This window comes from Dyadobacter linearis, assembly GCF_907165045.1.
Lineage (GTDB): Bacteria > Bacteroidota > Bacteroidia > Cytophagales > Spirosomataceae > Dyadobacter > Dyadobacter linearis.
Window position 1 is genome coordinate 437,170 of sequence record NZ_CAJRAU010000004.1, and the last position, 25,919, is coordinate 463,088.

At 46.2% G+C, this 25,919-nt stretch carries 24 protein-coding genes; 5 read left to right on the top strand and 19 right to left on the bottom strand.

The window, feature by feature from the left end:
* Genes KOD92_RS16495 through galE form a run of 5 tightly spaced genes read right to left on the bottom strand, consistent with a single transcriptional unit; the run spans position 1 to position 6,188 of the window.
* Positions 1-2,484 carry a LysM peptidoglycan-binding domain-containing protein gene (locus KOD92_RS16495; RefSeq protein WP_215234676.1) on the bottom strand — a complete coding sequence of 828 codons (2,484 nt, stop codon included), beginning with the start codon at positions 2,482-2,484 and terminating at the stop codon, positions 1-3.
* A 30-nt stretch (positions 2,485-2,514) separates the two neighbouring features.
* Positions 2,515-3,156 carry an O-methyltransferase gene (locus KOD92_RS16500; protein ID WP_215234677.1) on the bottom strand — a complete coding sequence of 214 codons (642 nt, stop codon included), beginning with the start codon at positions 3,154-3,156 and terminating at the stop codon, positions 2,515-2,517.
* A gap of 34 nt (positions 3,157-3,190) precedes the next feature.
* Positions 3,191-4,057, bottom strand: coding sequence for a glucose-1-phosphate thymidylyltransferase RfbA (gene rfbA, locus KOD92_RS16505; protein ID WP_215234678.1), 867 nt, complete (start codon positions 4,055-4,057; stop codon positions 3,191-3,193).
* Positions 4,058-4,115: 58 nt separating this feature from the next.
* The gene (rfbB, locus tag KOD92_RS16510; protein WP_215234679.1) at positions 4,116-5,171 is read right to left on the bottom strand and encodes a dTDP-glucose 4,6-dehydratase; all 1,056 of its coding nucleotides are present in this window, start codon (positions 5,169-5,171) and stop codon (positions 4,116-4,118) included.
* Entirely contained in the window at positions 5,172-6,188 is a 1,017-nt protein-coding gene (galE, locus tag KOD92_RS16515) for a UDP-glucose 4-epimerase GalE (RefSeq protein WP_215234680.1), read from the bottom strand. It lies immediately after the preceding gene.
* Between the two features lie 213 nt (positions 6,189-6,401).
* On the opposite strand from galE, the gene KOD92_RS16520 reads away from it, so the two are divergent.
* Positions 6,402-7,250 carry a transglutaminase-like domain-containing protein gene (locus KOD92_RS16520; RefSeq protein WP_215234681.1) on the top strand — a complete coding sequence of 283 codons (849 nt, stop codon included), beginning with the start codon at positions 6,402-6,404 and terminating at the stop codon, positions 7,248-7,250.
* A 1-nt stretch (position 7,251) separates the two neighbouring features.
* Here the strand turns inward: KOD92_RS16520 and KOD92_RS16525 are convergent, their stop codons facing one another.
* Positions 7,252-7,881 (bottom strand): 4'-phosphopantetheinyl transferase family protein, encoded by a 630-nt coding sequence (locus tag KOD92_RS16525; protein WP_215234682.1) that lies wholly within the window; start codon positions 7,879-7,881, stop codon positions 7,252-7,254.
* A gap of 54 nt (positions 7,882-7,935) precedes the next feature.
* On the opposite strand from KOD92_RS16525, the gene KOD92_RS16530 reads away from it, so the two are divergent.
* From KOD92_RS16530 to folB, 3 genes are all read left to right on the top strand, one after another.
* Complete coding sequence (locus KOD92_RS16530; RefSeq protein WP_215234683.1) at positions 7,936-8,838, top strand: WD40 repeat domain-containing protein; 903 nt, start codon at positions 7,936-7,938, stop codon at positions 8,836-8,838.
* Between the two features lie 103 nt (positions 8,839-8,941).
* Positions 8,942-10,030 carry a DivIVA domain-containing protein gene (locus KOD92_RS16535; protein WP_215234684.1) on the top strand — a complete coding sequence of 363 codons (1,089 nt, stop codon included), beginning with the start codon at positions 8,942-8,944 and terminating at the stop codon, positions 10,028-10,030.
* 6 nt (positions 10,031-10,036) lie between these two features.
* Complete coding sequence (folB, locus tag KOD92_RS16540) at positions 10,037-10,387, top strand: dihydroneopterin aldolase (RefSeq protein WP_215234685.1); 351 nt, start codon at positions 10,037-10,039, stop codon at positions 10,385-10,387.
* 46 nt (positions 10,388-10,433) lie between these two features.
* Here folB and KOD92_RS16545 read toward each other — a convergent pair whose 3' ends face one another.
* From KOD92_RS16545 to KOD92_RS16600, 12 genes are all read right to left on the bottom strand, one after another.
* Positions 10,434-11,684, bottom strand: coding sequence for a saccharopine dehydrogenase family protein (locus KOD92_RS16545; protein WP_255567392.1), 1,251 nt, complete (start codon positions 11,682-11,684; stop codon positions 10,434-10,436).
* A 14-nt stretch (positions 11,685-11,698) separates the two neighbouring features.
* Positions 11,699-12,877, bottom strand: coding sequence for a PQQ-dependent sugar dehydrogenase (locus KOD92_RS16550; RefSeq protein ID WP_215234687.1), 1,179 nt, complete (start codon positions 12,875-12,877; stop codon positions 11,699-11,701).
* A gap of 64 nt (positions 12,878-12,941) precedes the next feature.
* Positions 12,942-14,306 (bottom strand): alkaline phosphatase family protein, encoded by a 1,365-nt coding sequence (locus KOD92_RS16555; RefSeq protein ID WP_215234688.1) that lies wholly within the window; start codon positions 14,304-14,306, stop codon positions 12,942-12,944.
* Entirely contained in the window at positions 14,299-15,501 is a 1,203-nt protein-coding gene (eboE, locus tag KOD92_RS16560) for a metabolite traffic protein EboE (protein ID WP_215234689.1), read from the bottom strand. Before eboE ends, KOD92_RS16555 begins: the two co-directional genes overlap by 8 nt.
* The gene (locus KOD92_RS16565) at positions 15,501-16,661 is read right to left on the bottom strand and encodes a 3-dehydroquinate synthase (protein ID WP_215234690.1); all 1,161 of its coding nucleotides are present in this window, start codon (positions 16,659-16,661) and stop codon (positions 15,501-15,503) included. Before KOD92_RS16565 ends, eboE begins: the two co-directional genes overlap by 1 nt.
* Positions 16,662-16,701: 40 nt before the next feature.
* Positions 16,702-17,571: a UbiA-like protein EboC gene (eboC, locus tag KOD92_RS16570; protein ID WP_215234691.1), complete on the bottom strand. Its 870-nt coding sequence runs from the start codon at positions 17,569-17,571 to the stop codon at positions 16,702-16,704.
* A gap of 1 nt (position 17,572) precedes the next feature.
* Entirely contained in the window at positions 17,573-18,595 is a 1,023-nt protein-coding gene (locus KOD92_RS16575) for a TatD family hydrolase (RefSeq protein WP_215234692.1), read from the bottom strand.
* A gap of 4 nt (positions 18,596-18,599) precedes the next feature.
* Complete coding sequence (locus KOD92_RS16580; RefSeq protein ID WP_215234693.1) at positions 18,600-19,448, bottom strand: EboA domain-containing protein; 849 nt, start codon at positions 19,446-19,448, stop codon at positions 18,600-18,602.
* 197 nt (positions 19,449-19,645) lie between these two features.
* Positions 19,646-20,275, bottom strand: a complete 630-nt coding sequence (locus KOD92_RS16585) for an MgtC/SapB family protein (protein WP_215234694.1) — start codon at positions 20,273-20,275, stop codon at positions 19,646-19,648.
* 83 nt (positions 20,276-20,358) lie between these two features.
* Positions 20,359-20,751 (bottom strand): DUF5618 family protein, encoded by a 393-nt coding sequence (locus KOD92_RS16590; RefSeq protein ID WP_215234695.1) that lies wholly within the window; start codon positions 20,749-20,751, stop codon positions 20,359-20,361.
* A 64-nt stretch (positions 20,752-20,815) separates the two neighbouring features.
* Positions 20,816-21,049 carry a hypothetical protein gene (locus KOD92_RS16595; RefSeq protein WP_215234696.1) on the bottom strand — a complete coding sequence of 78 codons (234 nt, stop codon included), beginning with the start codon at positions 21,047-21,049 and terminating at the stop codon, positions 20,816-20,818.
* Positions 21,050-21,127: 78 nt separating this feature from the next.
* Complete coding sequence (locus tag KOD92_RS16600) at positions 21,128-22,417, bottom strand: aminopeptidase P family protein (protein ID WP_215234697.1); 1,290 nt, start codon at positions 22,415-22,417, stop codon at positions 21,128-21,130.
* A gap of 159 nt (positions 22,418-22,576) precedes the next feature.
* Here KOD92_RS16600 and KOD92_RS16605 point away from each other — a divergent pair, with 159 nt between their 5' ends.
* Positions 22,577-24,103, top strand: coding sequence for a S8 family serine peptidase (locus KOD92_RS16605; protein WP_215234698.1), 1,527 nt, complete (start codon positions 22,577-22,579; stop codon positions 24,101-24,103).
* Here KOD92_RS16605 and KOD92_RS16610 read toward each other — a convergent pair.
* Complete coding sequence (locus KOD92_RS16610; protein WP_215234699.1) at positions 24,100-25,695, bottom strand: Na+/H+ antiporter; 1,596 nt, start codon at positions 25,693-25,695, stop codon at positions 24,100-24,102. The two genes, KOD92_RS16605 and KOD92_RS16610, sit on opposite strands and share 4 nt — an antisense overlap.
* Between the last annotated feature and the right edge of the window lie 224 nt (positions 25,696-25,919).

The window sequence follows — 25,919 nt, forward strand, 5'->3', positions numbered from 1 at the left end:
CTACTGCTGAGGTATTTTAAGCTTTTGTCCAACCATAACACTGTTTCCGGACATATTGTTTAATTTCTTGATGTCTTCAATATTGGTGCGGTAAGTTTGCGCAATTCTGAAAAGCGTTTCGCCTGCCGCAACCGTGTGCGTCTGAGCGCCCCTGCTAATGCTCTGGTTCACCCGCTCGTCAGTCGACGGGTTACCTGCTTCCCGCTTCACTTTCAGGCGCTGCCCCGACTTTAATCTGTCAGAATTGCCCAGGTTATTCAATTCCAGCAGCTCTTTCACCGAAAGACCATATGCCTTTGAAATACTGTAAAACGTTTGGCCGCCCTCAACAATATGAAATTCACTCTCAGGATTTACCGAACGTCTTGTTTGCTCTTTTACCTCCTCGGGAGTCCGGAAAGTTTCCGCTGGTGCAGTGCGCGTTACTTCGATTTTCTCAGGAGCTGATCTTTCAGGAGCAGTTTTAGCCGCAACTGTCTCATTAACAACCGCTGTTTCCTGACCTGCTTTGCCGACGATCAGTTTTTGTCCGGTCGAAAGGCGCGTCTGGCTGCTTCTGTTGTTCAATTCGAGAAGTTCTCTCAATGATAAATTGTATTTACTGGCTATTCCAAAATAGGTATCGCCTGACACAACTGTATGTGTTTGAGCACTTGTACTCACTTCGGAAGATGAAGTGCCGGCAGCTCGTTCCCTTGCAGCTCTTTCTTCCGCAGCCGCCCGCTGGCGAGCATATACAGAGGTTGAAGCAGCAGTACTGCGGGTCTCATTTGGTGTAATTACTTTCGAAGGCGAACCCGCCTTTGCAACCGGCCGCTCTTCTTCAACTGATTTAAAGGAAGTATCCTCAGAGTCTTGTGTAATGATCACGACCCGTTCGTCATTTTCCACCATTGCCGGCTTTTTGGCAGCCTCGGCCGATCCGCCGACAGCTACGGAAGGTACCGCAGCACTCACCGAAGGTACGGGAATGGAGGCGGCTGGCTCGGCGGTTCTGGTTTCAGCAGGAGCAGCTGCTTCTGTTTTTTCAACCAATACCGGCGTGTATTTTTTCCGCCCCGACGGTTTATCAGGAATCGTATTAGCAGCAGTAACCGGCGTTTTCTCCGTAACCACAGCAACCACTGAATCCTTTTTCACGGGAGGAGTAGCTTGCGGGGGAGCGATAATTTCGATCGGCTGTTTCTTTGGACGTTTTTTTGTCAGGAATAATACCTGCCCCGTTTCAATAGGATAGTTGCGGCTGGTTGTGCGGTTGTATTTCAAAAGATTTACCAGGCGCAGACCATATTGCTGTGATACGCTATGCCAGGTATCTCCCGGCCGTGCTGTGTGGAATGGGGTGGATGCTTTTTTATGCTTTCGGGCCAGATAGTAAACTTTTCCGGGGATAAGCTGCATTTCAGCCTGCATATCATTGTACCGCATAAATTTCGGTGCCCGCATTCCTCCTGCCTTTGCAAGTGTTTTTGGCTTGGAGCCCGGCGTAGCCTCTATACCTTTTAGCCCGTTGATCTCATACAATGCAGGACTTTGGGAAGGCGGCGATGTTCTTTTCAGTACAGGATAGCCGGTATCTTCATATACAGACGCCACCGCAGTTTGTTGTGGAGGCAAAGATAGCTTTTCACGAACAGCCGCTACCTGAGCGGTAGGAACGGGGATTGTCAGAAGATACTCCCGATCTGACGGTATCTTGCCATCGGCCAGCCACCTGTTGTAATTTTTCAACTCTATTGCAGGAATACCCAGTGAGCTCGCTACTTCGTCCAGCGTTTTGCCTTTACCGAAGTCCGACTCCATTAATACATACGCACTGGCAGATTTGTAGCGCTCAATACCCGCTTCCAATGCAATTTTGTGCGCAAAGAAGCGGAGCATATACCGGTCTGTTTTAGACGTCAGCGTTACTTCCCGGGCATAAGCCCAGCTCGCAGGGATAATTTTTTTTACACCACCCGCACCCTGGTAATAGGAGTAAAGTGTTGTGACCCAGTTATTAAACTGCTGGTTATTTTTTTTCAGGTACCACGCCGCTGCGTGTGTCGAGGCGCTGATATTCTTTCTTTCGTCGATCGTATCATCCACTCTCAAGTTCAATTCACGTGCAGTTTCCGGTTTGAATTGCCAGTAACCCACTGCATTTGATGTAGATATGACATCCGGGCGGAATGAGCTTTCCTGAACTGCCAGATATTTGAAGTCAATAGGTACCTCTTCATCCATCAATATTCCCTCCACGATAGGAAAGTGAAGTATTGCCCGATCCATTTTTTCTTCCCAAAATTTCTTGTTACTCATCAGGCTCTTAACATCCTCTTCGATCAGGTTTTGTGCATTTCTGTCAAATTTGACGGTTATACCACCAAATGAAACGCTGGCTGGGATTTCGGGAGTTTGCGCAAATACTGCGTTTGTCACAGTCAGTGACAGAAGCAATGCGGCTGTTAAGTACTTGATGTTATTAATGAAAGTTCTGGCCATAAATGTTTGGTACTTGGCTTACTGGTGTGCTTAAATTTTCTGAAGTATCATTAAACCGTCCCGGATCGGGAGCAGAATATTGGAAACCCGGCTGTCTTCGTGGACCATTTTGTTAAAGTCCAGTAACGCCTGGGTGTCTTTGTCTATTTTAATACCGGGCTGAACTACCTTTCCGCTCCACAGTACATTGTCGGCTATAATGAAACCGCCGCTCCTGACCTTTTCAAGACAAAGCTCAAAATAAGAAGAATAATTAATTTTATCCGCATCGATGAATACCAGGTCAAAAGTATCGTGAAGCCCCGGAAGTATGTCCAGGGCATTCCCGATTATATATTCGATCGAAGTTGAAAAAGAAGTGCTTTCGAAAAATTTACGGGTAAAAGTTTCGAGCTCTTCATTGATGTCAATGGTGGTGATCTTACCGCCGGGTTGCAATCCTTCACAAAGGCAAAGTGCCGAGTAACCCGTGTAGGTTCCGATTTCCAGGATCCGGTCAGGCCTGATCATTTTAGAAATCATGGATAAAAACCGGCCCTGTAAATGTCCCGAGAGCATGCGAGGATTGAGAATGTTGGCGTGGGTCTCCCGATTCAAAGACCTCAGCAAGTCACTCTCATTTTCCGTATGCATCACGGAATACTCCTCTATTTCCTCTGCCAAAAACTTCATTTATTTGTCCGGACAAATGCAAAAATCAGCGTTTTCAGCTGTTTGCAACAATGCGTTCAAGATAGGTACCATACCCGCTTTTAACGAGCGGCTTGGCAATTTCGCGTAACTGGTCTGCATTAATAAAGCCCATTCTGTAAGCGATCTCCTCAATGCAACCGACCTTCAAGCCCTGGCGCTCTTCGATAACCTGCACAAACTGACCAGCTTGCATTAACGATTGGAAAGTGCCGGTATCTAGCCAGGCAGTTCCTCTGTTTAATACACCAACTTTCAATTTGCCGCGTTCCAGGTACACCCGATTTACGTCTGTAATTTCCAGTTCTCCACGTGGTGATGGTGGTATTGTTTTCGCTATCTCGACTACATCGTTATCATAGAAATACAGTCCTGGTACCGCGTAGTTTGACTTTGGCGTTACCGGTTTTTCTTCAATTGACAATACATTATTTGATTTGTCAAATTCCACAACACCGTAGCGTTCAGGATCATGTACCTGATAAGCGAATATGACGCCGCCGTCGGGATCATTGTTGGATTGAAGAAGCTGCGAAAGTCCCGAGCCGTAGAAAATGTTATCACCGAGAATCAAAGCAACTTTTTCTTTGCCAATAAATTCCTCACCGATGATAAATGCCTGTGCAAGTCCGTCAGGGCTAGGCTGTACGGCGTAGGTGAATTCGCATCCAAGCCGGCTTCCGTCACCCAGCAACTTTTCGAAATGCGGGAGATCGTGTGGGGTTGAAATGATCAGAATCTCACGAATTCCCGCCAGCATCAGAATGGAAAGCGGATAATAGATCATCGGCTTGTCGTAAACGGGCATAAGCTGCTTACTAACCGCCAATGTTAATGGGTGCAATCTGGTTCCGGATCCGCCGGCCAATATAATGCCTTTCATAAGTTTGTTTTCGTTGTGAAACGTTGGAGTATCTTTTGTACGGGACGCGCAGTACCGACTACCTGTCCGAATACATTTCGGTATAGTATTTCTGGTAAGAACCTGAGGTTACGTTATCCAGCCACTCCTCGTTTTGAAGATACCAGTCTACCGTTCTTTCCAGACCTTCTGCGAATTGAAGGGAAGGTTTCCAGCCCAGTTCGTTCGAAAGTTTTGTAGCGTCGATCGCATAGCGCAGATCGTGGCCCGCGCGGTCGGTTACGTAAGTGATCTGCTTTTCGGTTTCACCTTTTTCGCGGCCGAGTTTCTCGTCCATGATGGAGCAAAGCAGCAATACTAGGTCAATGTTCTTCCATTCGTTGTGGCCGCCGATATTATAAGTTTCGCCATTCACGCCGTCATGGAAAATCACGTCGATTGCTCTTGCGTGGTCTTCAACAAAAAGCCAGTCCCGGATATTTTCGCCTTTTCCGTAAACCGGAAGTGGTCTTTTCTGGATGATATTGTGGATCATCAGCGGAATCAGCTTTTCAGGAAAATGGTTTGGGCCGTAGTTATTGGAGCAATTTGAAATAACAACTGGAAGCTTGTAAGTATTATGGTAAGCCCGCACAAAGTGGTCAGAAGACGCTTTTGAAGCTGAATAGGGTGAACGCGGGTCGTAGCTGGTTGTTTCAGTGAAAAACGTCCCCGGATCGTGCAGCTCGCCGTATACTTCATCCGTAGAAACATGGTAGAAACGGTGGCTTGCGAGATCGTCTTTCCACGCTTTTTTGGCGGAGTTCAGAAGATTGACAGTTCCAACCACATTCGTCATCACAAACGACATCGGATCCGAGATCGAACGGTCAACGTGGCTTTCGGCTGCAAGGTGAACCACGCCGTGAAAATCGTTTTCGCTGAAAAGCTTTTCAATAAAATCAGCGTCAACAATATCTCCTTTTACAAAAGTATAATTAGGCGCATTTTCAATATCCCGCAGGTTTTCAAGATTGCCTGCGTAAGTGAGCGCGTCGAGGTTGTAAATATGATAGTCAGGATGGGAGGTTACGAAGCGGCGTACAACGTGAGAGCCGATAAAACCGGCGCCGCCTGTGATTAAGATCTTTTTCATTTATTGAGCTGTTATTTTTAATTGCCACTTCCAGGCATCGCGAAGTGCTTCGGCCATGGTTTTTTCGGCACGCCACTTCATTACATTATTGACTTTATCTGATTGTGCGTAAATCTTCTCCACATCTCCCTCGCGGCGCGGCCCGATCGAATAGTTAAGCTTCACACCATTTACCTGCTCGAATGTGTTGATCAGTTGCAGTACCGTGTAGCCTTCGCCAGTTCCCACATTGAAAACATCGTAATAGTCAGGTCCGCTTTCCGATTCGAGCAGCTCCAATGCTTTTACGTGCGCTTTCGCCAGGTCTACCACGTGGATAAAGTCCCGGATACAGGTTCCGTCGGCAGTATCATAGTCGCTTCCGAAAACGGTAAGTGATGGACGAAGGCCGGCGGCTGTTTGGGTGATAAATGGTACCAGGTTACTCGGAACGCCATTTGGCAGTTCGCCGATCAATGCGCTTTCGTGCGCCCCGATCGGATTGAAGTAACGAAGGGATATTGCTTTTACGCCGGGCTTGGCATAGATATAGTCACGAATAATATCTTCTCCGATCGCCTTCGTATTTCCGTAAGGTGAATTGGCGGGCTTTCTTGGGGTTTGTTCGGTTACCGGAATAGCGTCAGGTTGACCGTAAACGGTGCAGGAAGAGGAGAATACGAAATTTGGTACATTAAATTCCGTCATCGCCCGCAATAGGACCATCAGGGAAATGAGGTTGTTTTCGTAATAGTTAAGCGGTTTTTCTACCGATTCTCCAACTGCTTTATAGGCAGCGAAATGGATCACACCGTCGAACTTCTCTTTTGCAAAAAGCGCCCGTACTTTCTCGGGATCGTTGCAGTCCATTTCGTAGAAAGGGAAATCCTTGCCGGTGATCTGCTTGATACCTTCGAGAACGCCGAGGTTCGAATTGTACAGATTATCTATAATAACGGGCTCAAACCCTGCTTTGTCCAGCTCAACAACAGTATGAGAGCCTATGAACCCAGCTCCCCCGGTAACAAGAATTTTCATGCCCAAAATCTAGTTTTTTAAAAAATATCGTGAAATGAATGTCTTTCCAAATCCCTTAAATTTTACAACAAAAAGGAATTTCGGGTATGATAACTAATAAAACTGACTTTAAGGAGGCGCAATTTTTTCCCGGGCAAAAGTAGAAAATTTGACTTCTATAAAAAAAAAATGTTTTTATTTATCCGTTGGTAGTTAAATGCAGATTTGAGGAAAATGAACAAGAGAGAAATCAAAGCACTGATATCCTTACTTGATGATGAAGATCATGAAGTGAGTCAGCACGTTGAGGGTAAAATTCTGTCATTGGGGGGGAACGTAATACCTTTTTTGGAGAATGAATGGGAGGAAAGTTTCAATCCCATTGTGCAGCGGAAAATTGAAGAACTGATCCACGAGCTTCAATTGAGCATTATGATCGAGCGTTTGCAGGCCTGGAAAAACGGCGGCGCACTCGATCTGCTGGAAGGAATGTGGATCATCGCCACCTACCACTATCCTGATCTTTCGATTGAAAAACTGAAAGCGTCGATTGAGCAGCTTTATTATGATATATGGATACAATTCCAGGAAGAAATGAATGCGGTGGACCAGATCAAACGGATCAATAGTCTGTTTTTTGGGACAATGAACTTTGCGGCGAATACCAAAAATTTCCATTCGCCTTCCAACTCGATGATCAATGTAGTGCTCGAAAGCCGGAGAGGTAACCCGATCACACTTTGCGTGATCTATCTGCTCGTTGCCCGGAAGCTGGGTCTGCCGGTTTATGGAGTTAATCTGCCCAACCTTTTTGTATTGACCTACAAAAACGACAATACACAGTTCTATATTAATGTATTCAATCGCGGGATCATATTCTCGAAAACCGATATTGATCATTACATCGCGCAGCTGAATATCAAGTCGAAAGAGATATTTTACCAGCCTTGCACCAACCTTGAAATCGTGCAGCGCGTACTGCGCAATCTGATACTATCTTACGAAAAAACGAGCGAGCAGGATAAGATCCGGGAAATTGAGAAAATCCTGAAATCGACGCTTGATGAGATGGAAGACCATTAGCTCAGAGGGCGATTGCGAGACAATGTCCGTCGAACCATCTCACGTGGATCCTTGAATCCAGGATCAGGTCTTCGTCGGTCAGCTTTCCGCTCACAATTTGGTTGTCAACTGAAAAAGGATGAATGTAGATGGAATCCTTGAAGCTGATCTTTTTCTTCCCATACATTTTGTAAAGTGCCTCTTTGGCGCACCAGTAGATGCTTAGGTTGGGTAGCTCGTCTTTTGCGTGCTCAAACTCACTGGCAGACAGGTACTTGTTCGCAGTTCGTTGGAGTTTCGGGTCACTTTTCTCCATATCTATCCCTACTGCAGCAAACGGATTGATCGCCACGGCCACATATTCGAAAGTGTGGGTGATGGAAATGTTCGAATCGTTATTGATCAGGAACGCTTTTCCGTGCTGGTCTTTGTGCAAGCCGGCATAAGTAATTCCGAACTGCTCGACCAATACTTTGATCAACATTCTGCTGGCCAGCCACTCGCGGATCTTTTGAGGGTGTGAAATGCTGCTCAGCTCCTCCGAATTGAACCCGTTGCCCAGGGTCTCACGCAGCTCCGATTCCGTTTCGGTCAGTTTCCATAATAGCAGGGTGCAAGTCTCCCCAATCCTCTCGGAATGAACGAGCGGCATAGTTATTCTGTTTAATTCCTATTTTTGACTACTTAACGCTATCCGATTATCAGGATGAACATACGCAAAGTAGATACTTTTTCCGGTCATCGGGATAGTGTATTTACAATTATTTCAGACCACACTTCTCACGGCTTCTACTCGTCCGGAGGCGATGGTTATGTTATTCAATGGGATTTAAATAAGCCCGATCTCGGCAAACTGGTCGCCCGCGCCGGCGCTTCCGTGTACGCACTTGCGTTGAATTCGGCCGATCAGACACTCTGGATCGGGCAGAATTACGAGGGTATTCAGGTATTGGATACTGTAAATAATAAGGTCGAAAAAACGTCAAAAATAACGGCTGCGGCGATATTTGACATTCAGATATTCGGTAACAATGCATTGATCGCCCTGGGCGACGGCGTGATCGTCGTGATGGATCTTGTCACATTTTCAATCCGCAAGCATCTTAAAGTTTCGGCTAAAAGTGTACGCTCGATCGCGGTCAATCCCGTGACCAATGAATTTGCAACAGGCGACAGTGATTCCAACGTTCATATTTTCGATCTGGATGGATTTACTTTAAAAAAGACAATTACTTCACATGCTAACTCCGTGTTTTCCGTTAAGTATTCACCAGACTTCAATCATTTGTTCACAACGGGTCGCGACGCGCACCTTAAAATCTGGGATGTAAATGATGCTTACGGGATCGTCGCCGACATCCCTGCGCACATGTATGCGATCAACGATATTGCATTCAGTCCCGACCGGCAATTATTTGCCACTTGCAGCATGGATAAGTCCGTGAAAGTCTGGGACGCTGCGACTTTCAAACTGAAAAAAATCATCGACCGCGCGCGTCACGCCGGACATGGAACTTCGGTCAATAAACTCCTCTGGACAACCTTTGAAAACCAGTTAATATCATGCAGCGACGACCGTATGATTTCGGTCTGGGAAGTGGCAGAATAGCATACTTATAATATGGTATTATTGGTAAATACTTTGAAAAATGACGCATATATCTTTAACTTACACGACTGTTTTTATCTAAGTAACATACTTTGAACGCATCATGAAAATATCCGCGATAGAGATACGCAAGCATACTTTTGAGAAGATTTTCAGAGGTTACGACCCGGACGAAGTAGATGCTTTCCTGAACTCTTTGTCTCAGGAATGGGAGCGGTTTTCTAGCGAAAATAGCCTGCTGAAAATGCAGCTTGAATATGCTGAAAAGGAACTTAGTAAGCTAAAAGACATTGAATCCACGCTATTCCGCACACTTAAAGCTGCCGAGGATACCAGCAGGCTGATCGAGAAAGAAGCCAACGAACTCGCGGAAAAACGCATTGAAGAATCGAAGACAACGGCCAATGATCTGGTGACCGAAGCGGAGACAAGAACGAATCAGATCATCCAGGAAACAGAGGATAAATTACGCCAGTTCAAGGAGGACTTTGCGTCGGAAGTGAAGAGACAGGAACGCGATTTCAAAGCCATCGAAAATTTCAGGGACAACCTCATTGTACAGCTGAGTTCGCTTGCTAATAATACGATTGATACGGTCGAACGTTTTGAGCAGAAGTACGATAAGGAATCGGTTCTGAACAAAATGGAAGAGATCAAACAACATATCTCGGAGATTGAAATACCTAAGAAACAGTCTTTCCCGATCGCGGCTAAACCGGTTGAGCTGGAAGTGGATCAGGAAGAAGATGAGGCAGATTCGGAAGTGAATGTAATCATGCACGACGACAAGCCGGACGTAGTTTTTGAAGTGTCCAACGAGAGAGAAGTTTTTGTTGAGGAACCTGAGCCGGCAGCGGAGATTGAACTCGAAGAAGCTGAACTAATTCCAGAGGCCCGGTTTGAAGAAGAAGAGCTGAATGCAATTGAAGAACCTGAACCGGTAGAAGAAGTAGCTTACAACCGACCGAGAGAAAGCGCAAGAAGTGCCGCTGACGAAGCGAATGAGGCGCTTGCTGAAATGCATAAATCTGCCGAGATAGCGAGAGATAATGCTGCGAGGGACAATGCCAACCGCGAGAATGCGACCCGTGATAACGCACCAAGAGAAGCTGCGCCAGCTATTAACAGGCCACGTGAAACAAATCAGCCTAAGAAAACAGGCGGCGGTGGTTCATTCTTTGATCAAATCTAATCCACCTTGGGAACAATCAGCCTGGAAGGACTTGAATTTTTTGCTTACCACGGATATTATCCCGAGGAACAAAGGATAGGAAATAAATATGCGCTTGATATCACGATCGCGACCGATTTTATAAAAGCTGCGCAGGAAGATAAATTGAGTGAGACAGTGAACTACGAAACGATCTACCAGATTGCTTCGATCGTGATGAAAGAGCCGGCGAAATTGCTGGAACATATTGGCTTCAATGTTATTGAGAAAATAAGAGAGAAATATCCGCTCGTTGCCACCATTACAGTGCGGGTCTCCAAATTCAATCCGCCGGTCGGGGGAGTTTGTACGAGGGCGGTGATTACGATGGAAGGTTAACAATAAAAAAGAAACGCGGCTCCAGAGCCGCGTTTCTTTTTTATTGTTAGTATTCGTGAGGAAGCGTCACATTAATGCGCTCATTCCACGGTAGCCCGTGCTGGTTGAGCAAATCCATAAACGGATCGGGATTCAGTTCTTCTACATTATATACGCCCGGCTTCATCCATTCGTCATTCGTCAGCATCAGCATTGCGCCGATCATCGCGGGAACGCCGGTGGTGTAACTTACAGCCTGCGCACGCACTTCGCGGTAGCATTCAGCGTGGTCGCAGTTGTTCCACACGTAATAGGTTTTTTCTTCACCATTTTCAATGCCTTTGATCTGGCAGCCGATTGAAGTTTGTCCTGAATAATTTTCTCCCAAAGAATCAGGAGCAGGCAATACTGCTTTCAAAAATTCCAGCGGTACAATGTCCATTCCCTGGAATTTGATCGGCTTGATGCTCGTCATACCTACATTTTCGAGCACATTCAAATGCGTAATATAAGCTTGTCCGAAAGTCATCCAGAAACGTGCGCGTTTCAAGGTTGGGAAGTTTTTTACCAAAGATTCAAGTTCCTCGTGGTAAAGTACATAGCTTTCTTTTGGTCCGATTCCTGGATATTCGATAGGCTTGTGAATGGACATAGCCGGAATTTCGATCCACTCACCATTTTCCCAATACCGGCCCGGCTGCGTGATCTCGCGGATGTTGATCTCAGGATTGAAGTTAGTAGCAAATGCTTTTCCGTGATCGCCTGCATTACAGTCGATAATATCCAGGTAATGCATTTCGTCGAAATGGTGCTTGTTAGCATATGCAGTGAAAACCTGCGTTACACCCGGATCAAAGCCACATCCTAAAACGGCCATTAATCCAGCTTCTTTAAATCTTTCCTGATAAGCCCACTGCCAGCTGTATTCAAATTTGGCAACATCTTTCGGTTCATAATTGGCTGTATCCAAATAGTGCACGCCGGTTGCCAGACAAGCTTCCATGATCGTGAGATCCTGGTATGGCAGCGCCACATTGATAAGGAGCTTCGGCTGGAAACGTTTGATCAGAAGCACCGTTTCAGCGACGATATCTGCATCAACCTGCGCAGTTTGAATGGTCACGCCGTGCATTTCCTGAATTTCGGCGGCAATTTTATCGCATTTCGCTTTCGTGCGGCTGGCCAGTAAAATCTCTGTGAAAACCTGGCTGTTCATCGCACATTTGTGCGCCACTACACTACCTACACCTCCCGCACCAATTATTAGGACTTTGGACATTTCTATATTTTTAAATTTCCGGCAAAGATAAAATGACAGGGCAGTTTTTCAACTTATTTTGCATTGACCAGCTTCATTACTTTCCCGTCGCTGTAATTCAGAAAATACACTTCTCCATTTAGATCCTGCCCGAAAGAAGAGATCGAACCCTGATTTTCCAGAATAAGGGTGTTCCCTTTTTTAGTATCTCCCTCCATTTCAAGCGCCCAGATCTTGCCGCTTACGTAATCACCATAAATATATTTACCTGCCAGGCTCGCGATTGCTTTTCCACGATACACATAACCGCCTGTGACAGAACGATCTCCATTGCCCTGCACATAATCATGAATAGGCTCGATCAGATTTTCTCCGGCGCAGTTGGAAGCAGGATTAAAACAGTCGGTACCTTCTTTCAGCCGCCAGCCATAGTTGCCGCCTTTTACAATAATATCAATCTCCTCCCTCTCATTTTGCCCTACATCACCCGCAAAAAGTCTCGTATTTTCCATATCAAAACTGATCCGCCACGGATTTCTTAGTCCATAAGCATAAATTTCAGGAAGCGCATTCTGTGCATTTGAGACAAAGGGATTATCAGCCGGAATGCCATAATTACCTTTGGTAGTGGCATTTACGTCTACCCTCAATATTTTGCCAAGATAACTTTGCAGGTTCTGTGCATAATTTTGCGGGTCGCCGCCGCTACCGCCGTCGCCAGTTGCAATATAGAGCAGTCCGTCTTTGCCAAACTGCATGGAGCCGCCATTGTGATTGCTATAAGGTTGATTGAAACTAAACAATATCACCTCACTCGCCGGATCAGCCTGGTGGCTGGCAGGGTTCGCTTTGTACCGCGCGATCACAGTTTTCAACGGATTACCGGTCGTATAATTGACGAATACCAAACCGTTTGTCTTATAATCCGGATGAAAAGCCAGACCAAGTAGGCCGCGCTCGCCGCCGGAAGTCACTTTGCTTGTAATATCCAGAAAAACCGGCGCGCTGGGTACATTAGAGGTATTTGGGAAAGTCCGAATGGTTCCTTCCTGTTCTATTACATAAAATCTCGAACTGTCGCCGGGAGCCTGCACGAGCTCGACAGGAGAATCAAATTTGAGTGAAGGAAAAGCTTCGGCTGAGGTAATGCCGTCAACAGGTATTTCGGGCACTTCTGAAATATCAGTGTCTTTGGAAGAGCACGCGAGAATGAGAATAGCCAGCGAGAAGCCGTAGGCGAGGTGAAGTTTCATAGTTTGTGACGTTGAAGTTTGTTAAGTCAACGTCACAAACCATGTTTTGTTTTTGAAATGATCTTTAAATCAAATGCTTCCAAATCACATCGTACACATCTATCGCTTCTATTTCGCCTTTTTCAAGCGGCGAATCGGTAATGCAGATCGGGAAATATTCCTTTGGAACATTGATGCTGCCGTGTGAGCCTTTTACCAATGTGGCATCGAGGGGGATTACGTCCATTAAATACCTGAAACCCATTAACTTACGCGCCAGCTTGTAGCCTGCCCGCAGCTTGATCAGTGGGTTTTTGGGATCCATAAACATTTCAACCGGATCGTAACCTGGTTTTCGGTGAATATCTACCAAATGTGCGTAATCGGGTGCTTTGGAATCGTCGAGCCAGTAGTAATAGGTAAACCAGCTGTCGGGCTTGGCGACCAATACCAGATCTCCGGCGCGCTCATGATCAATGTGATACGCTTTTTGCTGTTCCCGGTCGAGTACCAGATCAATACCGGGTGTTTCCCTTAAAACCTTTGTGATCCGCTCTTTTACAGACTCATCATTAAAATAAACGTGCGCGATCTGGTGATCAGCAGTTGCGAATGCTTTCGAAATACCCGCATCCAGCAGCTCGTACCATCTTTCAGTACGAACCGAAATCACACCTTCATTTCGCAGGATCCTGTTAATATGAATAGGATTATTGACCGGGTTAATGCCATATTCAGAAAGCAAAATGACTTTCGCATTCCTCGATTCATAAAACGTAACCAGCTCTTCTACAACCGTATCGATCTCGCCCAGCTCTTTGCTGATCTTCGAAAAATCAGGTCCGAACTTTTGCAGACAATAGTCCAAATGTGGCAGGTATATTAATGTCAAAGTCGGGTTATGCTTCCGCTCAACCCACATCGAAGAATCCGCGATCCATTTGGTGGATTTGATATTTGCATTCGGTCCCCAAAAATTAAACAGTGGAAACTGCCCCAAATCCTTTTGCAATTCGTCGCGCATTTCGGGCGGGTAGGCGTAACAATCCGGCGCTTTAACTCCGTCGGCGTGGTATTGCGGGCGCGGCGTAACTGAAAAATCGGCCGTCGAATACATATTGTACCACCAGAACATTTTGGCGCAGGTGAAATTGGGATCAAGCTTTTTCGCCGAGTCCCATATCTTATCGCCTTTTACCAGCTTGTTGGATTGCTTCCAGAACTTGATCTCCGAATCCTCCCGATCGTACCAGCCATTTCCCACAATCCCGTTTTCAGCCGGCCATTTCCCTGTAATATAGGTACTCTGTGAAGTAGTGGTGACTGCGGGTAAAACGGGCTTAATAGGAGTCAGCGCGCGTTTTTTAGTGTATTTATCAAGAAACGGGGTGTGTTCGCCGATCAGATTGGCGCTCAGCCCTACTATATCTATTACTACTGTTTTATTCATAACTTAAAATTTTCTTCACCCATTCCAGCTCCCGAACAATCGATTCGCCGATCGGTTTCTGGATATCTTCGGGCAAAACGCCCCAGGTGTAGGTTTCAACTTCCATATAACTCGAAAATTGATTTTCGCGGTGGATGTTGAGGGTTTTGATAATATCCGATTGCGTGGATTCCAGTACGCCGTAATTATTTATAAAGAGCGGAACATGAAAATGTACGCGCCATTCCTGCTGGCTCTCATCCCAGGCAGCAAGTGCTTCTTTCAGGTCAGGGTAATGGTTTTTGGTATGATTTGCATTCCTTGCAACTACCTGGTGCAGATACACCGGCTCATCAAAAGTCTCGATCGCTTTCAGTTTAATCCCCGGATCACTTTCAAAATTGACCTTCAATGCAGAGCTCACCTGAATGCGGCCAACTTTAATCCCAACCTTATTCAGCGAATCCAGTATCTCCTGCGGATCCTCGTAACCGACAGCTGCGTGGCAAATATCATAGCAAAGCTGAATGTGTCTTAGAATAGCTTCGGTAGCTTGCTGGTCGCTATAACCATATTTGGCGCCCAGATATTCTTCGCCTCTTAGTATCAGCGTTTCTTTATACCATTGAACAAAATCACCCGTATTGTCGAGTATTCCGTCTGGTTCTGGTTCAATATCCAGGTGCAGATATTTGCCCGTTTCCTTTTCAATGCTGATCAGTTTATCAAGCAGTTCCAGAATATGCGAGGTCGCTCTTTCGGTTGCTTTTTGTTTATCACCTTCGGTTTCCCACCAAAAACGGTAAGAGAGTGGGGGAGTCGAAACGCCTCCGTGCATGCCTTCGGGTAGTAATTCAGCCAGTATTTCAAATAGTCTGATGGTGTATTCGAGCCGGTCGATCGTGGTCCAGTCGGGCGCATGCACATCGTCTTTTACGACTACATTATGAAAGCCGCCGTAAGGAAATCCGTTGATCACGAATACGTAGATATCGTTTTCAGCGAGCCAGCTTTTGAACTCGGCCAGCACTTCCGGCTTGCTCAACTCAATGGAAGCTTCGTTGGCAACCCGTAATCCCAGCCCAAAAGGTTGGTCAGGGGAAAGTTGTTGTTTGATAAAAGGCAGGTTCTCCCGCAGCGACTGAAAATGGTCATTCCATTTTTCGCCCGGGTGGATATTGCTGCAATAGGTCAGGTGTCCGTAAGGGGTGATCATTATGCGTGGATTAGTTTAGAACCTTCCAGATAATCAACAGATTGTGCGATAATATCGGCGTCGAGCTCGTGTACTTCTACGCCTTTTCCTATTTTTTCCAAAAGCATAATTGTCAACCTTCCGCCCAGGTGTTCGCGAAATTCCTGCAATCCGTTACGCAGGTTGATCTTATCGTTTTCGGCCAGTTTGGGATGGTATAAGTCAAAACCAAGCTTTGTCAGAACGTCGAGAATGCGGGTCAGATCAGCTTCGGGCAGCTTGCCGATCTTGGCAGCATACACACAATCCAATGCAATACCGATAGCAACCGCCTCTCCGTGACGAACCTGAAAATCAGTTAGATATTCGAGTTTGTGTGCTGCCCAGTGACCAAAATCCAGCGGCCGTGACGAGCCGAATTCGAATGGATCGCCGCCGGCAATATGGTCCGTGTGCATTTCAGCGCAACGATGGATCAGGTAAGCCATTGCCTCTTCATCGCGGCCCGCGAGCGCATCAACATGCGACTCTATCCATTCAAAAAACGCTGTATCCTTGATCAATGCGACTTTAATAGCTTCGGCTAGTCCGCCGCGCCAGTCACGGTCGTCAAGTGTTCTTAAAAATGTTAAGTCATTAAAAACAGCCACGGGAGGCGCAAACGTGCCCAGGAAGTTTTTCTTTCCTTTGAAATTGATACTGTTTTTAACACCAACTCCTGAATCATTTTGCGCTAAAACAGTAGTAGGAACGCGGATCAGCTTGATACCTCTGTGAGAAACTGCGGCAGCGTAGCCTACCAAATCCAGCACAGCGCCGCCGCCGATTGCGATGATAAATGAATGCCGGTCGATACCGTGTACGTCAACGGCATTGACCAGACTTTCAAATAGTACAGGGTCGTTCTTGCAAGCTTCGCCGCCGGGTACTATAATGGTTTCCGAGGCAAGCTGAATTTGCGGGACGGACTGCGAAAAGTAAGTCCGGATATCGCTGGAAAGTGATGGATGAAAGTTTGCAAAACCTTCATCTACAATCACTAATGCTTTTTTCTGAAAGCCCTGCTCGGTATATTGATTGAAAAAATCTTTAAGTAGCGTATTGGCAGGATCGAACAAATGCTGCGTAAAGAACACAGCGTAATTGTATTCTACTTTGAATTGCTGTTGTATGGTTTGCATCGAAAACGACATGGAATGCAGAATAGGGTTATTTTTAATACTAAGTTACAGCGAAAACCTTCGCCAGCAGCATTGACAATGGTAACAGGGCCAGTACCGCAAGTCCGAGTGGCAGTAATCCGAAGGCCACGCACCAGGAAGCATTCATTACGATCAGGGATATTACCCCGGCTTTTACCGCTTTCCCGATCAACGGTCCGATCGGGTTTTGCATTGCATTCCAAAGCGGCCGACCTATCAGCCAGGTGTGCAGCAATACAAATGGAAGCGTAAATAATAAGTTTCCTTCCCGGCTCGAAATGGTGAGCTGCACCGCCAGCACGATTGTGTAAAGTAATGCAGCAATATATAAGGTGCGCTTTTTGCCGCCGTGCACTTCATCCTGACTGATCATCGTGATCGCAAAAATGTAAGCGATTGGCAGCAATGCGACCCACGCATATTTTTCAAAGGATTCGGGCAAAACGCTCATTCCCAATATCAAATTACCACCGCGGCACATACCCATCACCAGCGGACCAAAAAATGCGTGGTGCTTGGCAATGCGATTATAAAGTATAGTGAACATCGCTACTATGATCGCGATCATGCCACTTTGAAAACTATATAATGCCGCAGCCAGAATACCCATAAATAGTAGCGAGATACCCAGTAAAGCTGCGGATCTCAAAGGGACTTTTCCACTCGGGATCGGTCTTTCAGGCCGCTCGACGCTATCGAGTTTTGCGTCAAAAACATCGTTCATCACCACGCCGCCGCCGTAAAGTCCGAGCGTGGAAATGACCAGCCAGGCTGGTGAAAAGTCGGAAAATGTAAATTGTGCGATCGCCAGGCCGGCCAGAATGTCTGCGATGGCTGTCACGAGATTGGCCGGGCGGGTTAGCTGAAGATAAGGTTTGATGGTGCTCACTTTAACGGATCACTAGGGAATCTTTAACCGGTTCAGGCTGCTGCCCGCCTCTCAGAATGCTGTTTCCATGAAATTTTGCGCTCTGGTCAATTTCATAACCTCCTTCAAAATCCGTCACGTCAATCTGCCCGCTTTTACCGAATGCATCGATCGCATTCTGGTAGGTCACCAGCCGGATCGTTTCGTCGGAAATACCTTTCATTTTCATCAATGCGGCCGTTTTAGGAATTGCCAGCGGATCAGAAATACCCCAGTCGGCAGCAGAATTGATCATAATGCGCTCAGGACCATATTGTTCCACTACTTTCACCATTCTTTCATTACCCATTTTGGTAAAAGGGTAAATAGTAAATGCAGCCCAGAAACCTTTGTCCAGTACACTTTTTACGGTTTCTTCATTATTATGGTCCACGATCACCCACGAAGGATCGATACCATGTTCGATCGCGATCGCCATACTGCGTTCGGTACCTTTCTTTTTGTCGCGATGAGGCGTGTGGATCTGAACCGGCAGTTTCGCCTCTTTCGCCAGTTCCAGTTGAAGCCTGTAATATTTCTCCTCAGCCGGTGTCTGGTCGTCGAAACCAATTTCACCTATGCCTACTACACCTTCTTTGTATATATATAGTGGTAAAATTTCCATGACCTGCTCGGCCAGCGGCTCATTATTGGCTTCGCGGGAATTTAGTCCCATCGTGCAATAATGCTTGATGCCAAACTGCGAAGAGCGGAAACGCTCCCAGCCAACCAGACTACTGTAATAATCTTTAAAACTCGACAATCCGGTACGCGGCTGACCCACCCAGAAAGCGGGCTCGATGAGGGCAACTATTCCTGCCTGGTGCATAGCCTGGTAGTCGTCGGTAGTCCGCGAAACCATGTGAATATGCGGATCAAAAAACCGCATTCCTTTGATCAGATCGCGGTAATCGTTCCAGGCAATATCACGGTGCGCCGAGGCGGTTTCTTCACTTTCTTCAAAGTGGGAAGGGTTTGGCGCGGATTCATTAGGGTTTAAGCACATAGTTTCAATGTTCAAGTTCGGCCCAGGTCAATACACCTGATTTCACTGCTTTTTCAAGATCTGTATATTTGGCCAAAAGGTAATTTGCATTAATAAGCGAAGATTCCGAGCAGGCTAGCGCAGCTGCTTTCTGGTCTTCGCGGTTTTCAGAATTATACAAATACTGCATGTCAGCCAGGATCGTCGGCGTCATGTACCTGCTCACAAGCCGCCAGACCTGGGGCGGAACGCTTCTGCCAGCGGCCCAGCGTTCGTGCGCAAAATCGGATAATGTCACAGCCAGCTTTTCATTCATTCGATTTTGCAATCCTTCTATTAAATGGATCGGCTTATCGTTAAAAATGGTCTTCAAAACCAACTGGTTCCACGCCAGTTCGTTGAAGTGCTTTTCAGGATAAGGATTATGAAATGCGATCGCGTCAAATACAAATCCCATATTGGAACGAACTGCGTCGGTAGCCCGGAAAAGCCACTGTTCGGGGTAGGAGAGGAGCGGCAGCGCAGAATAGAGCGCCACGAGCTCGTTCATTTCAGCAGTGTCAAAAAGGGTATCCACGTTTTTGACATATTCCTCCTTGTCGGAAGGATCAAGCTGGGTTACCAGCCAAACGCGGCTCAACCGCACCAGAGACCAGTTTTCAACTGAAAATCCGGGCACTTCCGTATTCAGCTCCCACTTGTCTTCATCGGTGGTTTCTATTATTTTTTTGGACAAAAACCTGGGGGCTGCCACAAATGCGGTCATTAGTTCGAGCGGAGCAGAAGTGCCTTTTTGCTCCAACCATTCTGATTCGGCATCGGAGGTATTCCGGCCGATAATTTCCCAAAGCCTGTGTTTAATGGTGTCGGACATATATTGACTGTAATTCTGATCCGGCTATTGTTAACGCTAAATCAGTCAAATTTTTCTGGTTGTTTTACTATAATCTTTATTTCTCTTTATAAAGTTTCCCTAACAACCATTATAACGCTCTGTTGTTGCTGAAAAGCTCATTTTCCGGGTTTTTACATCCAATTTTAATCAAAAACTAATGTAGCGGTTTTGTTACCTTAAAAGTCAAACTCCCGGATATCTGTATCGTTGAGAAGTCGCTGGGTCAGTTCGTCGTGGTGCTTCTCGGGTCCCTGTAAAGTCCAGCTGCCGGTGATATGCTTTTCTGTCCGGCTCTGTTCGCCCCGCAGTATTTTCAGATCGTATTGCTGGAAAAGGTCCTCGTACGTTTTCAGGGATTTTTGGTCAAATTGGCAAACCAGCCTGTAATTCCGAATCTGACTTCTTCTGCGGATAAACTTTTGAAGCGGCGCCAGCATCACAAGCGACATTCCCGAAATCACGAAACAAATCACGGTAATCTCATAAAACCCGGCCCCGATCCCCATTCCAATTGCGGCTGTAACCCACACGATCGCCGCGGTGGTAATACCCACAACCCGGTTGTTTTCCCGAAATATAATCCCCGCCCCGATGAAGCCGATTCCGGTCACAATATTAGCCGCAATCCTGCCAGCATCTGCACTGATTTTAATGGATAGTACTGTAAATAGCGTCGACCCGACCGCGATCAGGATCATAGTCCGCAACCCGGCCGACTTGCTGCGGTACTCCCGCTCGGTACCAATAACCGCGCCGAGGAGGAAGGAAAGGAGCAGTTTTATAATGTCTTCCTGAAGAAGGTGCATGCAAAGAGTATAAGTGTCTTCGAAAAAAATAAAAGCCGGAAAGATGATAATCTCCCCGGCTTGCAAAATTATATAACTAACGGTCACGCGCTACCAGTTTTTCTCTCGACCCAGTGAATCAGTTTCTCAGCCTCTTCGATTCCCAGTTTCGCCAGCGCCGCGCTGCGTGCCCCATCGTATGCCATATCGAGGTGCAGTACCTGGTACGCGGTCATAAACGAATTGAGCATCTTCTTGTCTGCCTGAGAAAGGTTTGACTTATACCAATCGACGTCTTTTCGGCCTTTCGTTTTCTTTCCAAAGACTTCGTCCAATACCAGTAAAATGCCCGCATAGGCTGTGTGTCCGGCCATTTTTACGTACTTGGAATCTTGGAAATAGCCATCTTCCTTGCGTGCCTTTTCACGCAAAATTTGTTTCGCATTTGCCAGATACCGTCTGGCTTCCTGAATAGAATCGGGTGTTGTTTCGACCATTAGTGTATGTTTGGTTTTTGTTCAAATATAGTAGTATCTCCAAAAAATTTCGGGAGTTATTATCTCAAAGTTCATTAAAAACATCTTTCAATGGACGAGTTGCTAGCTTCCCTGATTTTATGGCGATGAGATCATCTTTTAAATGATCCAATATCTCTAATTTAGAAGTCGCTTCGGATACTCCTTCATTTTGCAAAACGGAGACCAGCTTCTTCTTCTCAACTTCCGGTAATTGCTTCACCAAGTCAACCAACTGATTGAATGACAATGGAATATTAAAATTGAGCGTTCTTTCCATATCGACACTTTTATTGGTAACACTATTGAATCGCGTTATCCCCAGACTGTAAACAAATTTACTAAAAACAAGATCACCTCAGCTATTCATAATTTCCTCAATCTCCTCCGCCTCCAGCGGAATGTCAGCCATTAAATCAATATTGCCCGTTTGTGTGATCAGTAGATTGTTTTCCAAACGGATACCCAGACCTTCTTCGCGAATGTAAATGCCTGGCTCGCAGGTGAATACCATTCCTGGTTCGAAAGGGCGGTATTTGTTGCCTACGTCGTGGATATCCAGTCCGAGGAAGTGCGAGGTGCCGTGCGGGAAATACTTTTTATAAGCAGGTACGTCGGGATCCTGATTTTCAATGTCAGTTTTTGAAAGCAGCTTCAAGCCGATCAGCTCGCTTTCCATGATTTTTCCGACTTCCTTGTGGTATTCATCCCAGATATTGCCGGTCACCAGCATATCTTTTGCAGCTTTAAAAACCCTCAGTACAGCATCATAAACGTCTCTCTGCCTTTTTGTAAACCGCCCATTCACAGGAATACTTCTGCTCAGGTCAGCTCCGTAATTGGCATATTCCGCGGCCACGTCGAGCAAAATTATGTCCCCGTCCTTACACTGCTGGTCATTTTGAATGTAATGCAAAACGCACGCATTGGCCCCGGAAGCAATAATCGGCTGGTAGGAAAAACCTTTGGAACGGTTGCGGACAAATTCATGGACCAGCTCGGCTTCAATCTCAAATTCATGCACGCCCGGTTTCACAAACTTCAAAACGCGCTCGAAACCGGACTTGGTGATCTCGCAAGCCTTTTTCAGTAGCTCAATTTCGACAGGATGTTTGATCGCCCGCAGCTGGTGCATGAGCGGTGCCAGCCGCAAAAGGGTATGCACAGGGTACCGATCCTTAAAATCACGCACAAAACGACTTTCCCGGCTCTGTACCTGCGAATCGTTTCGGGTATGTTCATTGGTGTTCAGGTACACATTTTCAGCTTCAAAAATGATATTGCCGAAGATAAAGTCAAACTGGTGCGTCCAGTAAACGGATTGAATGCCGGTAACTTCCCGCGCCTGTTCCTTGGTCAGCTTTTCGCCTTCCCAGACCGCGATCAGCTCATTTGTTTCGCGTACAAATAGTACTTCACGGAACTTTGGGTCCGGGTGATCGGGGAAAATGAGCAATATGGTTTCTTCCTGATCAGCGCCCGTTAAATAGAACAAATCCGAGTTTTGCTTAAAGCCCATCGTACCGTCTGCATTGGTCGGCATAATGTCATTTGAATTCAGAATTGCGAGGGATTTTGGCTTCAAAAGTGTGCTGAGCCTGCGTCTGTTGTCTATGAAAAGGGCCTTATCAATACGTGAATAGCGCATACCTGGTAATTTTTGTAACTGTAATTTAATTTGTAAAATTACGTTTATCTTGTTCTAAAATTACAGATATCCGGGAAGCTGCACGTGTAAAACGCTGCTTTGTGCCCGATTGCAGATTTTGATATACCAAATTAAGGAAGTGCCTAACAAAATGAATGTATGAAAAGATTGCTATTGATCACCCTACTCCTGATCCCGGCTGCGCTGCAAGCGGCTCCGAAATATTGGATTTATCTCAAAAACAAAGACTTAGCATCTTCCCCCGCCGTCTCCCCGCAAACTTTGGCAAGTCGCCAGCAACTCGGACTACCCATTTCAGACGAAACTGACCTGCCGATCAATATAGGATACGAGCAAGCTTTAAAAGCGCAGTCTGTTACTATCATTAATAAATCAAAATGGCTGAATGCAGTGTCTGCGAACCTGACGAGCGAGCAGGCGATGAAAGTGCGGGAGTTGGATTTTGTGCAAGAGGTTATACCGATTGATCCGGGATTTTACGTAGCCAAAACGCAGCCGATTGAGAAGGCACAAATGGCGCCGGTAATGTCCCAGGTGCAGGCCAGCTTGTTTTTGAAAGAAGGTATTACCGCCAAAGATGTGACAATAGGAGTGATCGACGCGGGCTTCTATGGAGCTGATTCTTCACTGGCGCTTGCAAAGATTTTTTCTAATAAAAGGATTTTGGGAATCCGGGATTATGTAAAACCGGGCCGGGCGGGTGAGCTGCTGTTCAGCACGGCGGAGTCATTTTCAGATATGCACGGAACGGAAGTAATGGCAGCTATTGCGGGCGTTGATTTCCAGGATGAAATACAGTACGGAATGGCGACCAATGCCAAGTTTTACCTCGCGCGCACCGATTATTCAATGCGTGAATACCGGGGCGAAGAGGATAACTGGATTGCGGCGATGGAATGGATGGACAGTCTGGGTGTGCGACTGATTAACACGTCGCTGGGTTATGCCAAAGGTTTTTCGGATCCAAAAGAAAATTATATTCCTTCCCAAATGGACGGTAAAACGAGCGCAATTACCCGGGCAGCGCAGATCGCTTCTGACAAAAAAGGTATTATGCTGATCGTTTCCGCAGGCAACGAAGGCGATGATAAAAGCTGGGGGATTGTTTCTGCTCCGGCCGATGCAAAAGGTGTATTGTCAGTAGGCGCTACGAATGGAAAGCTCTGGAACAGAATAGGGTACAGCAGTGTAGGTCCTGAGTTTTTGTCTTATGTAAAACCAAATGTGTCCTGCTTTTCCTTGTACGGTACTTCACTTTCGGCGCCGGTGATCACTGGTTTTGCGGCTTGCCTGTTGCAGGCTAACCCCAAACTTACCAACAAAGAGCTGATCTCGCTGATTGAAAAGTCTTCGCATTTATATCCCTACGGAAACAATTTTGTCGGCTATGGTGTGCCGCAGGCTTCCCGCGCGCTGGCATTGGCCAAAGCGCCTTATCTGCCGGATAGTGGAAAATTAGTGAGGGCAAAAGGTAGGTCAATCGATATTGAAGTTGCCAGTGCGGAGCCGGTAGTTGCTATTTACCGGAAAAAGAATGAAAAGGATGTGCTATCGCAGCAAGTTGCAAAGGTACAGAATGGTAAAATTTCGCTGAAACGTCAAAGCGGCGAGCATTTCACGACGATTGATCTCCAAAACAGTGTCATTGAAGTAGCATGGGATTAAGGTGACCTGCGGAGTCTTGCTTCTTCCAGATCCAGTTCCCTTTCTTTATTTTTGATCAATTCATCTGCGCAGGCCCTTTCCCTGCGCAGTTTTGTTATCTCCCCACGCTTCACATCAATAATCTCTAAAAGCATCGTGCGGTACTTCCTGACCGTGCTTTTGGCGGAATCGCTATCGGTATGCAGAAATTTAGAATCTGCCATTTCGATGATCTTTTCATAACGTTCTTTTAATAGTCGGAAGGGTTCGAAATCAGCGATTTCACCGTCGTAGTTAGATTTCATATAGTCAAGGCTGACAGTCGCCAATCTTGAATTCATCATCGCATTCTGTTCCTCCATATTCTCCCCGTCGTCCTCGATTTTAAGCCATTTAATAATAAAAGGAAGACTTAAACCCTGCAAAACGAGCGTAAACAGGATTACTACAAATGTGATGAACAGGAATAGGTCGCGGTGCGGAAATGTGCCGCCGTTGACAGTTAAGGGGACAGCCAATGCAGATGCGAGCGAAACTACCCCACGCATTCCACTCCAGGCTACAATGAACACAGGTTGCCAGCCGGGCCTTCTTTCTTTTTCGCGAATGGATTTAAATAAAACCCTTGGAATATAGGTACTTGGGAATACCCAGATAATACGGATCAGGATCGTAACCACACTGATGATGACCGCATAAGAGATCACTTCGCTCACTGTGTACGCGCCAAGACCAAGCATTACTTCGGGCAACTCCAACCCGATCATGATGAACACAATACCATTTAAAAGGAATATCACTGTTTCCCAAACGTAGTTGGTTTGCATTCTTGACTGGTAGCTGAACAGCTCATGCGCCCGGAAGCTCAGGAACAATCCGCCACTTACCACAGCCAGTACGCCGGAATAATGGTAATGTTCGGCGGCGATGTACATTAGGTAAGGCGAAATGAATGTAAGCGCCGTATCGATGCTGGGTGTAGTTGGGAAAAAGCGGTGGACTACGTACAACACGTGCGCAATCGCGAGTCCGATCAGGATACCCATAATTGCCACCAGCAGAAAATCCACGCCGGCTTTCCATAGTGTAAACTGGCCCGTGGCAACGGTGGCGAGCGCAACGCGGAAAACGATAAGCGAGGAAGCGTCGTTAACCAGACTTTCACCTTCCAGGATCGTAACCACGCGTTTTGGTACTTTCAAACCTTGTAAGACAGAGGTAGCCGCAACTGCGTCGGGCGGGGAAATGATACCGCCTAATACAAATCCCATTGCGAGCGTAAACCCCGGGATTAATGCATGTGAAAGATAAGCGACCGCAGTAGCAGTGAAAACGACCAGACCGATCGAAAGGAGCGAGATCGGTCGCTTGGCTTCCCAGAAATCTTTCCACGAAGTATTCCAGGCGGCACTGTATAAAAGGGGAGGCAGGAAGATCAGGAAAACCCAGTCAGGAGCGAGTTTCAAAACGGGCATTCCAGGAATGAAACTGATTAACAGACCGGCAATTACAAGAAATATCGGGTAAGAAACGCCAATTTTTTGGCTCACCATCGTGAGCATTGCAACTACAAAAAGAAGAGAAATTATAAGGAGTAAATTTTCCTGGACCATATTAAGATATAGAGATTCGGGCGTATAAAAGTATATAATAACGTTGATTTACATATTTAAACTTTTGTGTGTGGTCGAACACGCATTGGGAAATTTTGGTTTTACATTAGCAAAAAAATAACAGATTTGTTTATCTTTATTGCCTTGATATATGTTGAATCAGTGGCAGTATACTTAAAAAGTCTAAATTTTCGGTAATTCTATCACCTAATCCCTAATAACAA